The sequence below is a fragment of the Rhodococcus sp. P1Y genome (assembly GCF_003641205.1).
Taxonomy (GTDB): Bacteria; Actinomycetota; Actinomycetes; order Mycobacteriales; family Mycobacteriaceae; genus Rhodococcoides.
Map to the genome: position 1 here is coordinate 5,080,315 of NZ_CP032762.1, position 20,984 is coordinate 5,101,298.

Genomic DNA, 20,984 nt, shown 5'->3' on the forward strand with positions numbered 1-20,984 from the left:
GTCGCAACAGATGACTCGATTCGGCCACGAGCAAGCCAAATATCTGATATCAACCCCGACGGGCGCATACGACCTGCCCGGCATGCGCACTTTCACCCGAGACGAAGAGAGACACGTTGTTCAAGCGGATTGCAGTAGTCAACAGAGGCGAAGCGGCCGTACGCCTGATCAGGGCCGTGAAGGAACTGAACGCCGAGCACGACTACGGCATCCGGACGGTCGCCCTGCACACCGAGGCCGAACGACGGGCGATGTTCGTCCGTCAGGCCGACGACGCCGTCACGCTGCGCAAGCCCGAGTCCGGCTCGGCCTATCTCGACTACAGCGTGCTCGAAGCTGCACTGGTCGAGTCCGGGGCGGATGCAGTGTGGGTCGGTTGGGGATTCGTTGCCGAGGATCCCGCATTCGCCGACATCGTCGCGCGCCTGAACATCACGTTCATCGGTCCGTCCGCGAGCGCGATGCGTCTGCTCGGCGACAAGGTCGAAGCCAAACTCCTCGCCGAGAAGGTCGGTGTTCCAGTCGCACCGTGGTCCGGTGGACCGGTCGAAACTCGCGCGGACGCGCGCAGGCATGCCCAGGCCATCGGATACCCGCTGATCATCAAGGCTCGTAGCGGCGGTGGCGGACGCGGTATCCGCAAGGTCTTCCACGAGGACGAACTCGAAATTGCACTCGAACGCACCCAAGGCGAAGCCGAGCGTTCCTTCGGCGACCCGGTCGTGTTCATCGAACGGCTCGTCACCGACGCCCGCCACGTCGAGGTCCAGGTCATCGCCGACAACCACGGAAATGTGTGGGCGCCGGGTGTGCGCGACTGCTCGATCCAGCGCCGTAACCAGAAGGTCATCGAAGAGTCGAGCTCGCCGCTGCTGACCAAGGAACAGGCCGACCACCTGCGTTCGGTCTCCGCAGAACTGGTTCGTGCTGCGGGCTACGCGGGTGCAGGCACGGTCGAATACCTCTACCAGCCCGAGCAGAAGATCTTCACCTTCCTCGAAGTCAACACCCGACTGCAGGTCGAGCACCCCATCACCGAGTTCACCACCGGTATCGACCTGGTCAAACTGCAGATCCTCGTCGCCGACGGTGACCGACTGGAGGGCGAGTGCCCCACCGAGTTCGGCCACGCCGTCGAGGCACGCCTGAATGCGGAGGATGCCGACAACGGCTTCGCCCCGGCACCGGGCAGCGTCGAACTACTCAAGTTCCCCCTCGGATCCGGCATACGAGTCGACACCGGCATCGCTCAGGGCGACGTCATTCCGCCGGACTACGACTCGATGGTCGCCAAGGTCATCGCGTGGGGTCGCGACCGAAGCGAGGCTTTCGCCCGACTGCGCAACGCGCTACGCGAGACGACCGTCGTCATCGACGGCGGCACCACCACCAAATCGTTCCTGCTCAGCCTCCTCGACAAAGAGGAAGTCATCTCGGCCTCCGCCGACACCGGTTGGCTCGACCGCATCGACGCCGGTACCGCTACCGGACCGACCGTCTACGCCGACGTCGCGATCATCGCCGCAGCGATCGACGCCTACGACGCCGAGGAAGCACGCGAGCGTGCGGCGTTCCTGTCGTCCGCTCGTGGTGGTCGGCCCCGCGCGAGCCACACTGTCGGACGCACCGTCGAGCTGAGCTACCAGGGTCAGGCATACAAACTCGGTGTCGGTCAGATCGGACCGCACCGTTACCAGGTCGACGGAGACAGCGGTGATCTGCAGGTCGACGTCGAGCGGCTCGGGCAGTACGAGAGCCGTCTGGTCCTCGGGGATCGACGTTTCTCCGTCGTCACCGTCGCAGGCGCAGCACACTTCCTCGTCGAGGTCGACGGAATCAGCCACCAGATCAGCCAGGACGAAGCCGGACTCGTCCGTGCCCCGGCGCCTGCCGTTGTCGTCGCCGTCCCCGTTGCCGTCGGCGACGAGGTCGAAGCCGGCCAGACCCTCGTCGTACTCGAGTCCATGAAAATGGAGACCGCTGTTCGCTCCCCGTACGCGGGTACCGTGCGCGAAGTGCTGGCCTCGGTCAACGGTCAGGTCGATTCCGGTGCCGCACTGCTTCGTGTCGATCAGGCCGGCGAGCAGAAGGCATCCTCGCAGACCGCACGCGTCGAGTTCAGGACCGTCCCGACCGCCGTCGGCGCCTCCGCGAGCAGTCAGGCACTGTCGCGTCTAGGCGAATTGTCGGCGCTGATAACAGGTTTCGATGTCAACGCCACGAGAGCACGGGCACTGCTCTCCGGCTACGACGAACTGCGCAGCGCAGTCCCTCGCGACGATCACGCGGTGATCGACGCAGAATTGGCGTTGCTCAACACCTTCGCAGACATCTGCGAGCTATCCCGTAACCGTCCGACGATGGACGAGGAAAACAACGACGAACGAGTCCATTCGCCCCGCGAGCACTTCCACTCGTTCCTGCACTCGCTCGACGCCGACATTCAGGGTCTTCCGGAATCGTTCCGCACCAAGCTCTCTCGTGCTCTTCGTCACTACGACGCCGATGCCACCGAGGGACGTACACCCGAACTCGAAGAGGCGGTCTACCGCGTCTTCCTCGCGCTGCAGCGCATCGAGAATCAGGTACCGGTCATCGCGTCGCTTCTCGATCATTGGCTCACAGACTCCTCTGCGCAGCCTTCATCGGATATCGGTGAGGTGCTCGAGCGTCTGATCGTCGCCACACAGGCGCGGTACCCGGTGATCGGCGACGTCGCACGCAACCTCCGGTTCCATCTGTTCGATGCTCCCCAGATTCGCCGTGCACGCGATCAGGTCTACGACGGCGTCCGAGGCAGCCTGCAGTATCTCGCCGAGAACCCCGATGCACCCGACTACGCTGCCCGCATCGATGCTCTGGTCTCGACGCCCGAGCCCCTGATCGACTTGCTGGCCACGAGGATCGCCGATCCAGGCGCGCTTCTCGAGGTCATCACTCGCCAGTTCTACGAGATCCGCACCCTGGAGGACGTCAAGGCGTTCGACCGTGAGGGTAAGCACTTCGTCACGGGCAACTTCGACCTGTCCGGCGAGCGGCTCCAGCTGGTCTCCACCGCTACCACCTTCGCCGACCTGTCGACGACGTTGAGTGCGATCGACGACATCGCAGGACCCTCGCCCGAGCACCTGGCCGTCGACCTGTACCTCGCGTGGCCGGATGCACCGTCCGACGGAGACGAAATCAGCGAGGTCGTGTACGCGGTGTTGAGCAAGCACCCCCATACCCGCAACTGGCGTCGTATCACGATCACTATCTGTGGCAGCGACGTTCGCAACGTGACGTTCCGCCGGGCACCGGACGGCCAAGGTCCACTGGCCGAAGACATCGTCATCCGGGACATGCATCCGTTGACGGGACAGCGCCTCGACCTGTGGCGCCTGAAGAACTTCGACGGCAAGCGCTTGCCTGCAACCGCAGGCACGTACCTGTTCCAGTTGAAGGCGAAGAACAACCCGTCGGACGAGCGTTTGATGGCCCTCGCCGAGATCCGCGGCGTCACAACCCAACTCGACGAGAACGGCGAGGTCGTCGCCGTTCCCGAGATCGAGCGGACCGTCGCTGCCTGCCTCGACGGTATCCGGCGCACCCAAGCTGGACGCGGAAAGAAGCGGCTCGACGCCAACCGAGTCACGCTGTACGTGTGGCCGGTACTCGACGTGCCGGAGGACCGACTCGCGACAATCGCGCGCCACATCGCACCGTCCACGATCGGTGCGGGCCTCGAAGAGATCACGTTGATCGCCCGCCTGAAGAACGGACCGGGCTCGGCCCCTCGCGACGTCGCCGTTCGCTTCTCCTATCGCTCGGGCGCAGGCGTCGTTGCGAAGGTCACCGCGAAGCCGACCGAACCGATGCGCCCGCTCGACGAGTACACCCAGAAGGTCCAACGCTCGCAAGCACGCGGAACGGTCTACCCCTACGAGCTGATTCCACTGCTCACCGGATCCAATGGCTCGTTCACCGAATACGACTTCGACGCGTCGGGTGTCCTCTCGCCGGTCGACCGGCCCTACGGACACAACAAGGCCGGCATCATCACCGGTCTCGTCACCACACCGAGCGAGCGTTATCCCGAGGGCATCACCCGCGTCGCGCTGTTCGGTGACCCGACCAAGGCGCTCGGCACCGTCGCCGAAGCCGAATGCTCGCGCATCGTCGCGGCCATCGATCTCGCCGAGCAATTGGGCGCACCGGTGGAATGGTTCGCACTGTCCTCGGGTGCCACCATTTCGATGTCCACGGGCACCGAGAACATGGACTGGGTATCTCGCGGGTTGCGCCGAATCATCACCTTCACCCAGGGCGGCGGTGAGATCAACATCGTCGTCGCAGGCATCAACGTCGGCGCGCAGCCGTACTGGAACGCCGAAGCCACGATGCTCGCCCATACCAAGGGCATCCTCGTGATGACACCGGACAGCGCAATGGTGCTCACCGGCAAGCAGTCCCTGGACTACTCCGGTGGCGTCTCTGCCGAGGACAACTTCGGCATCGGTGGCTACGACCGCGTCATGGGACCGAACGGACAGGCGCAGTACTGGGCACCGAACCTGCGCGCTGCCGTCGACGTTCTGTTCGCGCACTACGAGCACGCCTACGCCGCTCCCGGTGAGCGCTTCCCGCGTCGTGCGATCACCGCCGACCCGATCACCCGTGACGTGCAGAGCTACCCGCACGTGCACCCCTCGAGCGACTTCACCACCGTCGGTGACATCTTCTCGAGCGTGACGAACCCAGATCGCAAGAAACCGTTCGACATTCGCACCGTGATGCGTGCCGTCGTCGACCAGGACCATTCGGTCCTCGAGCGGTGGGCCGACATGGCCGACGCCGACACCTCGGTCGTCTTCGACGCTCACCTCGCAGGAATCCCGGTCAGCGTCATCGGCATCGAATCACGCGCCATCCCGCGTAAGGGCTGGTTCCCAGCGGACGGACCGGATCAGTGGACGTCCGGCACGTTGTTCCCGAGTTCGTCGAAGAAGACCGCTCGAGCGATCAATGCTGCCAGCGGCTCGCGTCCGATCGTGGTGCTCGCCAACCTGTCCGGCTTCGACGGCTCGCCCGAGTCACTGCGCAACATCCAGCTCGAGTACGGTGCCGAAATCGGTCGCGCGATCGTCAACTTCGACGGCCCGATCGTGTTCTGCGTCGTATCCCGCTACCACGGCGGCGCATTCGTGGTGTTCTCCGGAGCACTCAACGACAATATGGAAGTACTCGCCGTGGAAGGTTCCTTCGCCTCCGTCCTCGGCGGTGCACCGGCAGCTGCGGTCGTGTTCACCCGCGACGTCAATGCCCGTACCGCAGCAGATCCGGCTGTGAAGGAACTCGAAGCCAAGCTCACCGCGGCAGACACCGATGCGGATCGCGCGCATTTGCGCGTCGAATTGGCAACGGCCAGAGCAGATGTCCGCAACGCCAAGCTCGGTGAGGTTGCGCAAGAATTCGAGGCCATCCACAACATCCAACGCGCTCAGCAGGTTGGGTCGGTGGACCACATCGTCCCCGCCGCCGAGCTACGGCCGCAGATCATCGCAGCCGTCGAACGAGGAATCGCGCGCGCTCAGAGCTGATCTCGATGCGTCACTGCACCCCTTGACCACTCACGGTCAGGGGGTGCAGGCGTTTCCGAGGTCCGGGGTACGTGGGTCCGGGGTTCGTGGGTCCGGGGTTCGTGAGCGAATGTCTGTTTCGGTCACTCAGAGTGAGCGAATGTCTGTTTCGGTCACTCAGAGTGCGCGAATGTCTGTTTCGGTCACTCAGAGTGATCGAATGTCTGTTTCGGTCTCCAACTGCATAGCCGCACACGTTCCAGTCAACCGCACTGGTTGCAACGTGCTCGGGTGATCGGAACGTGTGCGAGCGGGTCTTGGACGGAGCGAACGACTCGTTCGGTCACCCGGGGAAGGTTCGGCGAGGCAAAAGGTCAGCCGGATGATCAGGCTGCACCCTTGCGCCGCTTGGCGCTCGACCTCGCCGAGACTGCACCGCCGAGCAAAATCATTCTCATCGTTCGCTCCGCGGCGTCGATCAGCAACGCCTCACCGTTCGCAACGGCTTCGGACAGTGGCATCGGCACCGTGATAATCGACGCTATTGCCGCGATCCCGACGTCGTGCACCCCGGGAGCGCCCTGGCCAAGCGAGCCGGCCAGGGCGATGAGCGGCACACCGAGTCGCTGGCACCGTCGCGCAACCTCGGCCGGAACCTTTCCCTTCGGCGTCTGGAAGTCGATCGATCCTTCTGCCGTGATCACCAAGTCGGCCTTACGAATTCGCCGGTCCAGGTCGATTCCGGACAGCCCGGAGTCGAGCAAGGCGTCGAATCTGGATCGGAGCGCAGCCCCGACGCCTGCGGCCAAACCTGCACCGAGGCCGCCGGACGCTCCGGTGCCCGTGCCGAATCGGACGTCGTCCATCACGAGTCCATCCCGTTCCAGAATTGCGGCCCAGTTGTCCAGCGCGTTGGCTAGTTCTTCCACCTGAGCGGGAGTGGCTCCCTTCTGCGGGCCGAACACTCGCGCAACTCCTCCGGGCCCGCACAGGACGTTGTGGGGATTGCATGCGAGAACCACCTCGACCTCGGCGAGACGTGGATGCATATTTGTGAGGTCCAGAGATACTGCCCTGCGCAGCTCCCTGCCTCCATGACCGATTTCGTTGCCGCATTCGTCGAGGATGCGCGCACCGAGGGCCTGCAGCGCGCCTGCGCCGCCGTCACAGGTACCGGAGTCGCCGCATCCGACGAGAATCTGGTCGGCGCCGGAGTCCAGTGCAGCGGCCATGAGCTGTCCGACACCGTAGGTGGTGGTCGCCCCTGGGTCACGCATGTCCGACGGCACGAGAGACAGTCCTGCAGCAGCAGCCATCTCGACGACTGCTACTCCGCGGGCCGATCCACCGAGACGCGCCCACTGGGCACGCACCGGAGAACCGACTGGACCGACGACGGTGGCGTCGTGGAGGGTCCCGCGGGTGGCTGCTGCCAGGGTGCGAGCCGTACCTTCACCGCCGTCGGCAATGGGGGCGGTGTCCACGCGGACACCGGGCAGTGCGCGTCTGACCCCGGCGGCAATCGCGGATGCAACTTGTTCTGCGCACAGGCTCTCCTTGAAACCACTGGGTGCAACGAGGATTCGTTGCGGTACACGGACCGACATGATTTCTCCTAGGACGAGTTTCAGGACGAGTACAACGACAGGCCGAGTGCGGGCCAGACCCACAGCGAGCACACCAGTACGAGTGCGATCGACACCGGCGCGAGGGCAGCGGACAGACGAAGCAAGTGCGTGTTGGAATAACCCGGCACGGTCTCCGATGCTGCGAACATGGCTACCGGTTTCGCCGAGCTGGTGAGGGTGAGACAGAATCCGGCCGCCGCAGTGGACGCGAATGCCGCTGCAGCCGGATCGATTCCGACCGCAGGGGCCATGGCGACGACAATAGGCACCAGCACCGCCGACCGTGCGGATCTGGACTGCACGAGTAGGTGCGAGACCAGCGAGAGCAGTATCACCGCGACGACGAATGTCGTTGCCGCCGAATCCCCGATGGCGCTGATCGGACCGAAAACCAGATCCGCGAACCACTGTGCGGCTCCGCTGGTGGTGAGCGCGACACCTAGGCACAAGGTCGCAGCCATGAACAGCAACAACGTCCACGGGATGGTCTTGACTGCTGCAGGTAGCGTCGTTGCACCCATCTTCGGAGCGGCCGCCAACAGCGCGCCGATCATCGCGACGATCGCCGGATCGATGCCGTGCAGCGGCTCGCTGCACCACAATAGAATCACTACCACCAGCAGTACGACCATGCGGCGTTGCGGTGGGGTCAACGGGCCCGATCCTGTCGCGAACACCTCGCGGCGGATATTGAGTGGAGTGCGTCGTTCGGGGCGGTCGGTGAAGATGGACAGCGCAATTTCTGCGGCGACATGGGACCACACCAGCGCCAACGGGAGCCCGAGCAGCATCCACTGCAAGAATCCGAATCCCGATCCCGTTGCAGTTCTGAGTATCTCGCTGGTGATCAAATGCGCACCAGCGCCGAGCAAAGAGCCGATCGCCGAGAACAGAATGACGGCCGGAAACACGAGCGCGAGTGTGAGTACCAGTTTCGGCCGGCGTCGCAGCGCCGCAGCCAACGCAAGAAACACCGGCAGTGCCAGCGCGGCTCGACCGGACGTCGCCGGGATGGCAAATGTAGTCACCAGAAGCACGAGGGTCACGAGGTGGACCAGTTGCCGCGGGGTTCTCGCAACGGACAGCGTCCGGGCAGCCACCCGCGCGGACAGACCGCTCGCTGTCACCGCGGCCGCGATCACGAACGATCCGACCAGAAGCCAGATGACGGTGTCCCCGAGAGTCGAGGTGAACGTCTCCGTGTCCACCGGTCCGAGAAGGACCAAGGCGAGCGCGGCGCCGAGAGCCACGTAGGTGTCGTCGATCGGCGCGAAGATCCACGCCCATACCGCAATCAGGAACACCAGCACGGTGGCGGTTCCGTCGAACGACAGATCACCCGAGACTCCAGCCATCAGCACGCCGATGCACAGCATCAGTAGCACGGCACCGCTCAGCGCGACGGTAGGTGTCGGACGCGGGAACTGCGTGCGCAGCTTCCTCGCCGACGTCGGGCGCATCCTGACGGGAGGCGTGGTCGCAAACCTGGTCTCCGTCATCGCAATCGGTATCCCATTCCTCGGACGGTTTCGACGCGATCGGCACCGATTTTGCTGCGCAGCGCGCGGACGTAGACATCGACGACATTGGATGCCGGATCGAAGTCGTAACCCCACACCTGGCCGAGGATCTGTTCGCGTGACAACACTTGATCGGCGTGGCGGAGGAAGACCTCCAGCAGGGCAAACTCCCGTGCTGTCAAGTCCACGGTCCGATCCCCCACCTGCACCCTCCGGGATCGCAAGTCAAGACGCAGATCACGCAGAGACAACGATGAGTCGGAGGGCCCTGACGAGTCGTCCTGAAGGCGGAGTCTCAGTCGCGCAAGCAGTTCGGCGAACTGAAACGGCTTCGTCATGTAATCGTTCGCCCCACCTTCGAGGCCTGCGACGGTATCGCTGACGCTGTCGCGCGCAGTGAGCACGACCACGGGCGTCGTGACGCCTTCGCCGCGTAGTTGTCGCAGAACGGTGAATCCGTCCATGGACGGCAATCCGATGTCGAGGACGACCATGTCGAAACCGCCTTCGCGCGCCATCATCAGGGCGGTCTCGCCGTCCGTCACATGCTCGGTGCTGTACCCGGCAGCGCGGAGTCCCTTACTCACGAACGACGCAATGTGAACGTCGTCCTCGGCGATGAGTATGCGACTCATGAGATCTCCTTCGTGGCGGTGTCGTCGTACAAGATTTCTGCGAGTGCGGCAGGGGCAGGAAGATCGAGTCCGAACGTCGCTCCCTCCCCGTGCACGCTTCGAACCCAGGCGGAACCACCGTGCGCGTCGGCGATCGCGCGGACGATCGCGAGACCGAGACCAGCGCCCGACCGCTGGGTCGGTGAGGTGCGATCAGCGGGTGAACCTCGTTGAAATCGTTCGAAGATCAGCGGAGCGTCCTCAGGTCTCACCCCGGGGCCATCGTCGGTGATCCACAGCGAGAAGATCCGATTCTCTCCGCTGCCGTCGAACCGTGACCCGAGGCGAATTCGAGAGCCGGCCTCGGTGTGCCCGACCGCGTTGGCCGACAGCTGGACCATGGCCTGAGTGACACGCTGCGCGTCGAGTGGGCACGTGCCTTCGGCGACTTCCATCAACAGCCACTGACGGTCGCCGATGGTCTGCACCTTGGATTCGATGTCGAGAACCAACTGCGCGACGTCGACTGGTTTGCGCACGACGAAGTCCGGTTGTTCCGCCTTGGCGAGCATCAGCAGATCGCTCACGATCCGGCCCATGCGGCCCAGTTCGCTGTCGACGAGGGCAAGCGTCTTGCGACGCTCTTCGGGGTTGTCCGACATCAACTCTAGGTGTCCGCGGACGATCGTGATCGGCGTGCGAAGTTCGTGTCCTGCATCGTCTACGAACTGGCGCTGCGTCGTGTAAGCGCTTTCCAACCTGTCGAGCATGGCGTTGAACGTCTCCGCCAGGTCTGCGATGTCATCGCGTCCGTGGACGGGCACGCGAGCGGTCAGATCGGTCTCCCCAATTTCGGCAGCGACAGTTCGGACGGTCCGTACCGGCGCCAGGATTCGGCCTGCAACCAGGTAGGCGACACCCGTGGTCAGAATCAGGCCGACGACGCCGACAGTGGCCATCGTCCGCATCGTGCGGTTCACCAGTTCACGACCCGACTGAGTGAACACGGCCACGAACAGGGTTCCGCCGGTTCCTCCGATGTCATTGACATCGACTCGGCCCCATCGCATCTGGCCAGAACTCGTTTCGACCACACCGGCCGGCTGCGCCGTACCGATCGTCGAGCGAAGTAGTGCCGGGTCCTCGGCCAAGGCAGGTGGAACGTCACCGCGCGGTTCTCCGACGACGGTATCGCCCACGACGCCGATCATCACCTCGCCGAGACTGGGCGACTGGCGTGCCAAGTACACCTCCAGCAGTCTCTCGACGGAGACGAACGGACGCGTCGTCGTCGGGTCGACGCCTTCCGCCGCGAAGGTGCGAAACTCGTCGGCCTCTTGCGTGATGTCGTCGTTGGCCCGCACGTCGACGTCGCGCAACAGAAGGTTGCGGGCGGTGACCAAGACAACCAGCAGCAACAGCAGGGTCGTCAGCATGATCCAGGCGGTGATCTTCCATCGCGCGGGCAGCGAAGAGCCGCGGCGCGCAACCAGCGACGCGTCAGTCATCGTCGTCCCCGCCGTTGTCGTCCCCGCCGTTGTCGTCCCCGCCGTTGTCGTCCCCGCCGTTGTCGTCACCGTCGTCGAGGTCGTCGAAGTCGTCGTCGTACGGAACCGCAGGGGCAGGCGCGGGAACCTGTGGAACTGGTGGGGCCTGAGGAACAGGCGCTGGTACCGCAGGTGAAGGCGGCGGAGCCTGCGTGGTGGGTGCGGGTGCGGATGTTGTCGTGGCCGGTGTTGTCGGGGTGGATGTCGTCGTGGTGGGTACGACGCTCACGACGACAGGCGTCGGATCGAGCTCCGGGTCCGGCGACCGTGTGAGCACGAAACTGGCCACCACCACGAACACGACGGCCGCGAGGACTGCCGCGACGGCGAGCGGTCGGGAGGAGTGCATGAGAGCAACTATGCCGGGCATCCATGACGTACCCATGAGATACAGATGAAGGTTTCTTCATCAACCAGCGAGAGTGCGACGGCTTTCGAATCTACGACGCTCACCGGTGATCGGGTCGTCGAACTCGATTGCGCGAGCCAGTAACTGCAGCGGAGTGTCGAAATCGTCTGCCGGCGTCCTGGTGTAGACAGGATAGTACGGGTCCCCTTTGATAGGAATACCCAAGGATGACAGGTGGATTCGCAATTGATGCGTTCGTCCGGTATGCGGAAACAATCGATATCTGGCCCACGACCCCGCATTGGAGATCAGCTCGATCCGCGTTTCACTGTTCGGTTCACCAGGCTCTTCGCGCGCAACCATCACGCCGTGGTCTTTCAAGATCCGGCTACGGACGACGCGTGGGAACTCGAGCGATGGGTCGAAACCGGCAACGGCTTCGTACTCCTTGAGAACCTCACGCTCGCTGAACAATTCCTGATACGGCCGTCGTAACTCCTTGGGGCGAGTGAAGATCAGTACACCTGCGGTAGCGCGGTCGAGACGGTGGGCCGGGGTGATGTCGGGGCAGTCGAGGAGGCGGCGCAACCGCACGGTCGCGGTCTCGGTGACGTGCATGCCGCGCGGAATCGTCGCGAGGAAATGGGGTTTGTCGACGACGACGAGGCCGTCGGCGTCGTACAGGATGTCGAGTTCGAAAGGGACGTGCACCTCGGGCGCAGGCTCACGGTAGAAGTGCACGAATCGACCTGGCGCATAAGCAGACTCCGGGTTCCACGGACGCCCCTTCTCGTCGACGACCTCCCGGGCGACCATCGACGCCGCCCACGGGTCGTCTGGGTGCTCACGCTCCAGCCATGCCAGAACCGTAGGCGCCGAGTCACCGTGTGGTAGCCGAATCCGCAGCGGCGCCAACCCATTCCTGTAGGGCAGGAGTGGAGCCTGCGGAACGACCCGGTTGTCGTGTGGTTCAGGCACAATCCACACACACGAGCCGGAGACCGCGACCATCGTCGTCGTCGAAGTCCTGATAGCGAGAGGTCGGATTGGTACACACCGTGCACCTGCCGATCACCGAGGTGTGGTCGGAGAAGTCGATTTTCATGCGTTTGTCGAATACGTACAGCGATCCCTCCCACAGCGCGTCGTCGCCGAAGGTCTCGCCATAGCGCACGATACCGCCGTCGAGCTGGTACACCTCCTCGAACCCACGCGCCTTCATCAAGGAGGACAACACCTCGCAGCGAACGCCACCCGTGCAGTAGGTGACAACTGGGCTCATCTTGAGATGGTCGAACTGTCCGGAATCAAGCTGTGCTACAAAGTCTTTCGTCGTATCCACATCGGGCACGACGGCGTTCTTGAACTTGCCGATCTGCGCTTCGAACGCGTTGCGGCCATCGAAGAACACGACGTCCTCGCCCCGCGAATCCACCAACTCGTGCACCTGCTGCGGGCTGAGATGCACTCCCCCGCCGACCACTCCGCCGTCGTCGACCTTCAGTTCCTCGGGTGCGCCGAATGTGACGATTTCGGAGCGGACCTTCACGGACAGGCGCGGGAAATCGTCGCCGAGCCCCTCCGACCACTTGATGTCGGCATTCTTGAAGGGCGCGTAGCCACGAGTGCCTCGGACGTACTTCTTGACGTTCTCCAGCTCGCCGCCGACCGTCGCGTTGATCCCGTGTTCGGAAATCAGGATGCGTCCGTTCAGGTTGTTGGACGCGGCAAGAGTCTGCTGCCAGAGCCGGATGGCCTCGGGATCCGGCAGCGGAGTGAACACGTAGAACAGCACAATTTTCGGTACAGCCATGGTGTCAAGTATGCCTCGTGAGTGCGTAGTGACAGACGAACGTAACTATGCGCGCACGGGGAGCGGGGCTGCATCCACCCGCGCGACGCCCGCGGGAACGCTGAACCCTGCGCCCCAGTACACGCCCGTCAACGGGTCTTCCTTTGCGTCGAGGAACCAGTGGTCCATCTGCACTCCGGACGGAGTCACGTCGAACACCCCGAACCCGTGGCTGTCCAGATCGACGTATCGGATGTGCCTGTTCAGCGTGGTCAGGGCGGCTTCGGCTACGCGACCGAGTGTGTGTGGAGGCGTCTGGGTCAGGTCGTCGATGTTGGCCGAGGACACCGACGTGACGACCAATTCCGTCGCAACCCCGCCGGTCTCGAAGTACCGCGCTGCGTCCTGCGGCACGTCGCATGCCCAGGCGGAGTGAATGTCACCGGTGATGAACACGGTGTTGGTCACACCGTTGTCCGCGATAGCACCCAGGAGCTTCTTGCGGTCGGCGGTGTACCCGTCCCACGGATCGGCGTTGTAGGGCAGACCGCCCTCGGGAACGCCGATCAGACTCGTCAGTGCTCGGGATGCCTCGCTTTCGAGCGGAGGCAACAGCACCGGCGTGATCATCACCGGGTTCCCGACGATTTTCCACGTGGTCGGCGAGGACACGAGTCCGTCGGTCAACCACTGCATCTGGTCGGCTCCGGTGATCGTGCGGTTCGGCGAGTCCACGTCGGCTCCCTGGAACGGCAACACCTGCTGAGACCGGTACGTCCTCAGGTCGAGCATCGACAGTTCGAGCAGGTTCCCGAACCGCAGACGCCGGTACAGGTGGCGGTTCTGCGCGCTGCCTGCCGCTCGGACCGGCATCCACTCGTAGTACGCCTGCACCGAGTTGGCCTTTCGGACGTTCCACGGTCCTTCGGTCTCGGGCTGGTGATTCTGGGCACCACCGTCGTACGCGTCGTTGGCGCTCTCGTGGTCGTCCCATGTGCAGATCCACGGCACGCCGAGGTGAGCGGCCTTCAGATCAGGGTCCGATTTGTACTGGCCGTGGCGGATCCGATAGTCCGCGAGACTGACGATCTCGTGCACAGGCTCGTGCTGGCGAACCACACCGTTCTTGCCGGCGAAGCCACCGGTTTCGTACTCGTAGATGTAGTCGCCCAGGTGGATGATTGCATCCAGATCCGTCCGAGTGGACAGGTGCCGATACGCACCGAAATATCCGGACTCCCAGTTCGAGCAGGAGACGACGCCGAACCTGATGCGCTGGACGTCGGCGTCGTTCGCGGGAGCTGTTCTGGTGGTACCCACTACCGACTGAGCGCCGGAGCTGTCGCCGTCGAGAACCTCGAAGCTGTAGTAGTAGGTCGTCGCCGGGGACAGACCGTCGACGTCGACCTTGACGGTGTGGTCGGACGCCGCGTCGGTCACCGAAGACCCGCTACGAACCAATGCGGTGAGCTCGGGGTCGGTGGCCACCCGCCAACGGACGGACGTGGCGGGGCCCAGTCCGGAACCGGGAGTGGCGTCGGGAACCGGGGTAATTCGCGTCCAAAGAATGACCGCCTCCGGCGTCGGATCACCGGACGCGACTCCGTGCTGAAAAGGCCCCGGTTGATCACTCTGCGCGTGTGCGAGAGCCGGCATCGCCGACGCCGCCCCGACAGCGGCGATCGCGGTCGTCGACGACCTCAGAAACCCGCGTCTGGACAATCCTTCTCGTACTCCCACTCCGCCAGTCCATGCGAACTTCGTGCCGCGGTCAAGTCGGGCTGGCCACCGGGGTCGAAAATTCACTCAACCGACCGAAGGCGTACGAACCTCGGCGACGAGGGAAGTGAAGACCTCAGGGCTTCACACCTCAGAGGTACACCCCGACGTTCGATACGACGTGTTCGGTCATGTTCCGTAGTGCGTCGAACTGGCCGTGGTTGCCGTACTTCTGACGGAGGGTGCCGAAGTCCAGGTACTCGGCCGACTGAGCGATCTGATTGGACTCGGGGATCCAATGCGGAATGACCGTCGGCGGACGCGGCCGGGTGTCGCGTTCGTCCGCCGGCAGCGATTCGTACTCGAACACCTGCCGCTGCAGGCGCTCGATGGTGGTTCGGTGCAGAGTCGAGCTGGAGCGGTACTTGGTGATGATCAGCCCGAGCGGAGTCAATGCATGACCGGTCCGATCGGTGAATCGCTGCACTCGACGCTGCAGCTGCGGGATCCCATAGGTCGACAGCACGTCAGGGATCGCGGGAACAACATAGGCGTCGGCCATCATCAGTCCGTTGGCGGTGACGATGCCGAGATTGGGCGCGCAATCGAGCAGGACGAAATCGTACGAGGATTGCAGTCCAGCGAGGGCCGCGCGGAGAACCAGGAGCGGCTCGAGAGACCCAGGCGCTTCGTACTGCCACGCATTCATCTCCTCCTGGGTCTCCATGAGGTCCAACGACGACGCGATCAGGTCGACGCCGCGCACCGACTCGAGTGGCGAGGCGTCGCGCTGAAGCGCTTTCACCACGTCGAATTCCGGAAGGTTCGCATCCAGGGCACTCGCGAAGAGGGCGTCGAGAGTCAAGTTCGCGTCGTTGACCTCCTGCCACCGCTGTTCGCCGATCATCATCGTCGTCAGGTTGGTCTGCGGATCGAGATCCACGAGCAGCACTCGATACCCGAACTCGGCCGACATGAACTCGGCCAGTGCCGCCGTCGTCGTCGACTTCCCGACGCCGCCCTTGAGGTTGATCGTGGCGATTACAGTCGCCATCTGCACTCCCTGGTCGTCTACCTTTCGTGGTGGGCCTAGTTCTACCGCAGCTGCGCCTGGTTTGCTGATGTATCGATCCGAGCACACTCGGAGGTATGAGCTCCCCGCTATGGCTGTTCGGTGATCAGTTGGGCCCGCACTTTCATTCGACGCCCGAGCACGTCGAACGCGACGTCCTCCTCGTCGAGAGTGCGCGCGTTCTTCGTAGCAAACCGTTCCACCGCCAGAAGCTGCATCTGGTGCTCTCGGGCATGCGGCACCTCGCGGACGAGTTGGGTGACCGCGCTACCTATCTGCAGACCGACACGTACCGAGAAGCGTTGGAGCAGTTCGGCCGGCCGGTCGTGGTCTTCGAGCCGACTTCGCACGGGGCCGAGAAGTTCGTGAATCGGTTGTTCGACGAGGGTCTCGTCGAGGACGTCCTTCCGACGCCGATGTTCGCGCTGAGCCGCGCGGACTTCGACGAGTGGGCTGGCAATCGCCACCAGTTCCGGATGGAAACGTTCTACCGCGATCAACGCCGACGTTTCGAGATCCTGATGTCGGGCGACGATCCTGTCGACGGCAAGTGGAACCTGGACGAGGAGAACCGCGAGCCCCCGCCGAAGAAGCAACTGACACTCGGCGTCGATCCACCCTGGTGGCCCACAGAGGACACGATCGACGACGAGGTCCGTGCCGATCTGGATTCGATGAACCTGGACACCGTCGGCAACGACGGACCCAGACTGTTCGCAGTGACGGCCGACGAAGCACGAAAGGCTCTGGATCACTTCGTCTCCTACCGGCTGCAGGACTTCGGCAAGTACGAGGACGCAGTCATGACCGAGGATTGGACGATGGCGCATTCGCTGCTGTCGGTTCCGCTCAATCTGGGATTGTTGCAGCCGTTGGATGTCGCCGAGGCAGCCGAAAAAGCCTGGCGCGACGGTGATGCCTCACTTGCGTCGGTCGAGGGGTTCGTCCGGCAGATACTCGGGTGGCGAGAATACGTCTGGCATCTGTACTGGCACTTCGGACCGGACTACGTGAACCGGAACGAGCTGGAAGCCCATGTGCCACTGCCGAAGTGGTTCACCGACCTCGACGGCGAAGAGCCGATCGCGGCATGTCTGTCGCACACCTTGACCGAGTTACGTGAACGTGGCTGGGTGCACCACATTCCGCGACTGATGATCCTGGGAAATTTCGCGCTGCAACGCGGATACGACCCCAAAGCATTGACGGAGTGGTTCTCCACAGCGTTCGTCGACGGTTTCGCCTGGGTAATGCCGGTCAACGTGATCGGGATGAGCCAACATGCCGACGGCGGATTGATCGCGACGAAGCCGTACGCCTCGGGCGGGGCGTATCTGAACCGCATGACCGACCACTGCGGCGGGTGCGAGTACAACCCGAAGAAGCGACTCGGAACGGATGCCTGCCCGTTCACAGCAGGGTATTGGGCCTTCGTGCATCGCCATCGAGATCGCCTGGCGCACAACCACCGAACCGCCCGGCAGGTGTCGTCGATGAACCGCCTCTCCGACCTCGACCAGGTACTGGAGCAGGAGGCCCAGCGCGACGTGTTCTAATTTTCGCAAGACAGCAGGACGGCGAAGGGGACTTTCATGGTCGAGGCGGGGCCACGGACACCGGAAGCATTCCCCGAGTGGTTCATCGACCGATTCGCCGACTACTGGCAGTCCGGCGGCGCGTCACGCATCGAGGGCCGGATCGTCGGATACCTGCTGATCAACGAGTCCCCAGGAGTCAGCGCCGCTGAGTTGGCCCAAGCGCTCGGTACCAGCAGAGGGTCGATCTCCAACTACATCCGGCGGCTCATCGCACGTGGATTCGTCCAGCAGGTTCGCCGCCCCCGCGACCGCGTGCACTACTACGTCATGGATTCCGACGTGTGGGGCGGGTTCCTGGAGAACGAGCACGCGTACCTGGAGAATCAAAGAGCGCTCGCAACGGCGGCGTTGAAGTACGCCGACCCGTCGGGGCCCGCGTACCTCCGTGTGCTCAACATGAGGGACTACATGGGGTGGATCATCGACAACCGCATGCTGCGCAGCGAGTGGAATCGGTTCAAGGAAGAGCGCGACCGGTCCTAGAGCTTGCCGACGGCGTCGTCGATCATCGGGACGTACCGCTCGAGCGCCCACGGCACGGTCAGCGGGTTGATGATCGAGGAACCGGTGACGAACGGCTGCTCGGTCGGAGCAACCACCGATCCGCGCGCAATCGCCGGGATCTGGTTGTACGCGGGCTGAGCCTCTGTGTCACTGCGGTTTTGGGAATCGGAATAGAACGTGAAGATCAGGTCCGAATCGTTCAGCAGGTTTGCGTTCTCGAGCCCGATGACCGACGAGTCGGTGCCCTCGGTCTCGTCGAGCGTGTAGACGACGGGGTCGACCTGCAGGCCGAGGGCCCGCACCATCGCGACGCGCTGCTCTTCGGCAAGGAAGACGCCGAGCGTGCCGGGACCGGTGTTGTAGATGTAGGAGAAGGTGAGGTCCTTGTACTCGGGATGCGCGGCGGTGGCGTCGGCGAACCGGCTCTTGATCTTGTCGATCTCGTCGGCGGCCTTCTGCTCTTCGCCCATCGCCTTGCCGATCACGGAGATCTGGTCTTCCCAGGTGATGGTCCAGGGCTGTTCCTCGTAGGCGACAACGGGCGCGAACGCGTTCAGTGAGTCGAACTGCTGTTGAGTGATGCCGGACCACGGCGCGAGAATGAGATCCGGGTCGAGCGCGAGTACCGCTTCGACGCTCAGCTCGGTGCCGCCAGTGAACTGTTGGGGCAGGTGATCGTCGTCGAGCGCCTCGTCGATCCAGGGGAGGTACCCCGAATCGTCACTGCCCCAGGGGTATTCTTCGACAGCGACGGGAACGGTCCCCAGCGCGATCGCCGTCTCGGCCGAACCCATGCCGAGTGTCACGATGCGCTCTGGTTTCTCGGTGATGACTGCTTGCCCCAGAGCCGAATCGATCGTCACGGTCTCGAAATCGCCGCCGGTCGACTCCGTCGATACGCCCTCGGTCGACGAACTACAACCGCCGATCACCAGCGTGGCAGCCAGGAATCCGGACAGCACCGCGGTGCGCCGGCGAGAAGCGAGTTGCATCGAAAGCCTTTCCTAGGGTCTGATCGAATGAAGAATAGGCTTACCTTCCCTGAAATTTCAAATACGGTGAAACTTCGGGGACGCTACGGTGGAGCGCATGAGTCTTCCCAGACCAGCACCCGATCGAACAGCAGTCGTGACCGGAGCGTCGTCCGGAATCGGCGACGCCATTGCGCGCGAACTGGCGAGGCGCGGCCATGGGGTAACCCTGGTCGCCAGACGGGCCGACAAGCTGGCGTCGTTGGCAGACGAATTGACGGCACTCGGTGTGCGCGCCGAAGTACTGCCCGCGGATCTCTCGGTCAGATCCGACCGAGCCGAGCTACTCGGTCGCGTCGAGGCGCTGGGTCTGACACCGGACATCCTCGTCAACAACGCCGGACTCTCGACGCTAGGTCCCGTAGCCGCATCCGATCCGGACGCCGAGCTCAACATGATCGAGGTGGACGTCGCCTCCGTTGCCGACCTGTGCAGCCGATTCCTGCCGGGCATGACTGCCCGTCGACGCGGAGCGGTGTTGAACGTTGCGTCGACCGCGGCTTTTCAGCCACTCCCCGGGCAGGCCGGCTACGGCGCGTGCAAGGCCTTCGTGCTGTCCTACACCCAGAGTCTCGTCGGCGAGCTGAAGGGCACTGGTGTCAGCGCGACCGCCCTGTGCCCCGGCCCGGTCGATACCGGCTTCGGCGAGGCAGCCGGCTTCGCGAAGGGCGATGCCGAAAAGGCACTGCCGCCGATGATGTGGGTCACGGCCGACGTCGTCGCGAAGACCGCGGTCGACGGCATGGCAAAGGGCCAGATGGTCGCGATCCCGGGTGTGGCCAACCGCGTGGGATCGATCTTCGCCGCCATCACCCCGCGAACCCTGATGGTGCCCATGCTTGCTCGCATCCATCCCGGACTGAAAAAGAGGTAGCTGGACATGACCCGCGAATTCACCGTCTCCGACAGCGTCGTCGTGAACGCCTCTGCCCGCGAGCTGTACGACGCCATCAGCGACCCGACACGGATGGGAACCTGGAGTCCCGAGAATCTCGGCGCCCACGTGACCAATCCTCGCGAGACCACTTATGTCGGAATGGAATTCGATGGAAGAAACAAGCGTGGCCGCGCACAGTGGGTCACCCGGTCGACGGTGACGGTGGCCGATCCAGGCAAGGCTTTCGAATTCCGAGTATTCGCAATCGGCGTGAAGTCGCCTCGGATCAAGGGCGCGAACGCGACGTGGCGCTACGACTTCGAGACGGTTCCGGAAGGTACCCGGGTGACCGAGACCTGGACCGACGACCGCCGGAAGTGGCCGGACGCAGTGTCATTGGTGTTCGACAAGATCGTCACGAGCGGTAAGACGTTCCCGCAGTTCCAGCGTCGCAACATCGCCAAGACCCTCGACAATCTACGCAAGCACTACGCCTGAGCACGTTCGCGCCGCGTCGTCGGCGGCGGGCTTGTCCGCTTGCGCTCAGGCCCTGTCGAACACTCCTCGAACGTAGGCCGCCTGACCTGCGTGCTGTAGGTCGTCGGAGACCACCGAGACAAGGCGAACGCCGAGCGTGACCGGGGGCTCCCAGTTTTCGTCGACCACCCGATCCAGATCGTCGGCGCTCAACGAGTTCACGTAGGCAACGGTTTTGGCATACACGGCGTCGTGGTAGTCACGCAACAGATCCGCTCCGGTGGTGACCGCCGCGACGTCGCTCGAAGACTGGCCGTAGCCGATCGCACCGTCGTCGAACGGCAGAGCGAACCGCTCGTTCCATCCGTCCGCGGTCCATATCTGTTCGCTGCCCGCGACACCGGCGACGTGGTCGTCCTGAACCCTCGTCAAATGCCAGATCAACCATGCGATCGTGTTGGCGTCCGAATCGACCCGGTACGTCAACGCCGGGGCAGGGATGTCGTCGAGGGTGTCGTGCACGACCTCCTTGATGCGTCCGAAAGCATCGGCCAGCACTGCAGCGTGATTCACGTAGTGGTCCCTTCATTCTCGCGGCTCCGCCGCCCGTGAGTGCGTAGTTACCTTCGAAGGTAACTACGCGTGCACCTGCGGGGTACCCACACTCGGAATTTTCACCACCCGGACCCCTGTTGAAC

The 20,984-nt window shown here is 63.7% G+C and carries 16 protein-coding genes; 5 read left to right on the top strand and 11 right to left on the bottom strand.

The genetic code is table 11. From position 1 onward, the window contains the following. The first annotated feature begins 116 nt into the window (after window positions 1–116). Window positions 117–5,579: an ATP-binding protein gene (locus D8W71_RS23390; RefSeq protein WP_121117016.1), complete on the top strand. Its 5,463-nt coding sequence runs from the start codon at window positions 117–119 to the stop codon at window positions 5,577–5,579. A gap of 365 nt (window positions 5,580–5,944) precedes the next feature. Here D8W71_RS23390 and D8W71_RS23395 read toward each other — a convergent pair whose 3' ends face one another. From D8W71_RS23395 to D8W71_RS23435, 9 genes are all read right to left on the bottom strand, one after another. Then, complete coding sequence (locus D8W71_RS23395) at window positions 5,945–7,165, bottom strand: glycerate kinase family protein (RefSeq protein WP_121119820.1); 1,221 nt, start codon at window positions 7,163–7,165, stop codon at window positions 5,945–5,947. 20 nt (window positions 7,166–7,185) lie between these two features. Further along, on the bottom strand, window positions 7,186–8,685 hold the full coding sequence (locus tag D8W71_RS23400; RefSeq protein ID WP_121117018.1) for an SLC13 family permease: 1,500 nt from the start codon (window positions 8,683–8,685) through the stop codon (window positions 7,186–7,188). Beyond that, window positions 8,682–9,341 carry a response regulator transcription factor gene (locus D8W71_RS23405; RefSeq protein WP_121117020.1) on the bottom strand — a complete coding sequence of 220 codons (660 nt, stop codon included), beginning with the start codon at window positions 9,339–9,341 and terminating at the stop codon, window positions 8,682–8,684. Before D8W71_RS23405 ends, D8W71_RS23400 begins: the two co-directional genes overlap by 4 nt. After that, on the bottom strand, window positions 9,338–10,828 hold the full coding sequence (locus tag D8W71_RS23410) for a sensor histidine kinase (RefSeq protein WP_121117022.1): 1,491 nt from the start codon (window positions 10,826–10,828) through the stop codon (window positions 9,338–9,340). The genes D8W71_RS23405 and D8W71_RS23410 overlap by 4 nt, the downstream gene beginning before the upstream one ends. Then, window positions 10,821–11,216, bottom strand: a complete 396-nt coding sequence (locus D8W71_RS23415; RefSeq protein WP_121119822.1) for a hypothetical protein — start codon at window positions 11,214–11,216, stop codon at window positions 10,821–10,823. The genes D8W71_RS23410 and D8W71_RS23415 overlap by 8 nt, the downstream gene beginning before the upstream one ends. A 60-nt stretch (window positions 11,217–11,276) precedes the next feature. Next, window positions 11,277–12,203 (bottom strand): pseudouridine synthase, encoded by a 927-nt coding sequence (locus D8W71_RS23420; RefSeq protein ID WP_442971991.1) that lies wholly within the window; start codon window positions 12,201–12,203, stop codon window positions 11,277–11,279. Further along, the gene (trhO, locus tag D8W71_RS23425) at window positions 12,187–13,029 is read right to left on the bottom strand and encodes an oxygen-dependent tRNA uridine(34) hydroxylase TrhO (protein WP_121117026.1); all 843 of its coding nucleotides are present in this window, start codon (window positions 13,027–13,029) and stop codon (window positions 12,187–12,189) included. The genes D8W71_RS23420 and trhO overlap by 17 nt, the downstream gene beginning before the upstream one ends. A 45-nt stretch (window positions 13,030–13,074) precedes the next feature. Next, entirely contained in the window at window positions 13,075–14,748 is a 1,674-nt protein-coding gene (locus D8W71_RS23430; protein WP_121117028.1) for an alkaline phosphatase D family protein, read from the bottom strand. 130 nt (window positions 14,749–14,878) lie between these two features. Beyond that, window positions 14,879–15,781: a ParA family protein gene (locus tag D8W71_RS23435; protein ID WP_121117030.1), complete on the bottom strand. Its 903-nt coding sequence runs from the start codon at window positions 15,779–15,781 to the stop codon at window positions 14,879–14,881. A 95-nt stretch (window positions 15,782–15,876) separates the two neighbouring features. Here D8W71_RS23435 and D8W71_RS23440 point away from each other — a divergent pair, with 95 nt between their 5' ends. After that, the gene (locus tag D8W71_RS23440) at window positions 15,877–17,355 is read left to right on the top strand and encodes a cryptochrome/photolyase family protein (RefSeq protein ID WP_121117033.1); all 1,479 of its coding nucleotides are present in this window, start codon (window positions 15,877–15,879) and stop codon (window positions 17,353–17,355) included. A gap of 36 nt (window positions 17,356–17,391) precedes the next feature. Beyond that, the gene (locus tag D8W71_RS23445) at window positions 17,392–17,880 is read left to right on the top strand and encodes a GbsR/MarR family transcriptional regulator (RefSeq protein ID WP_121117035.1); all 489 of its coding nucleotides are present in this window, start codon (window positions 17,392–17,394) and stop codon (window positions 17,878–17,880) included. Here D8W71_RS23445 and D8W71_RS23450 read toward each other — a convergent pair. Continuing rightward, entirely contained in the window at window positions 17,877–18,893 is a 1,017-nt protein-coding gene (locus D8W71_RS23450; RefSeq protein WP_121117037.1) for an iron-siderophore ABC transporter substrate-binding protein, read from the bottom strand. The two genes, D8W71_RS23445 and D8W71_RS23450, sit on opposite strands and share 4 nt — an antisense overlap. Before the next feature lie 97 nt (window positions 18,894–18,990). Between D8W71_RS23450 and D8W71_RS23455 the strand changes: the two genes are divergently transcribed. Both D8W71_RS23455 and D8W71_RS23460 read left to right on the top strand, forming a co-directional pair. Further along, window positions 18,991–19,806, top strand: a complete 816-nt coding sequence (locus D8W71_RS23455) for an SDR family NAD(P)-dependent oxidoreductase (RefSeq protein WP_121117039.1) — start codon at window positions 18,991–18,993, stop codon at window positions 19,804–19,806. Window positions 19,807–19,812: 6 nt separating this feature from the next. Continuing rightward, a complete protein-coding gene (locus D8W71_RS23460; RefSeq protein WP_121117041.1) occupies window positions 19,813–20,307 on the top strand; it encodes an SRPBCC family protein in 495 nt (164 codons plus the stop codon). Window positions 20,308–20,352: 45 nt separating this feature from the next. Here D8W71_RS23460 and D8W71_RS23465 read toward each other — a convergent pair whose 3' ends face one another. Further along, window positions 20,353–20,859: a mycothiol transferase gene (locus D8W71_RS23465; RefSeq protein ID WP_121117043.1), complete on the bottom strand. Its 507-nt coding sequence runs from the start codon at window positions 20,857–20,859 to the stop codon at window positions 20,353–20,355. Window positions 20,860–20,984 lie beyond the last annotated feature (125 nt).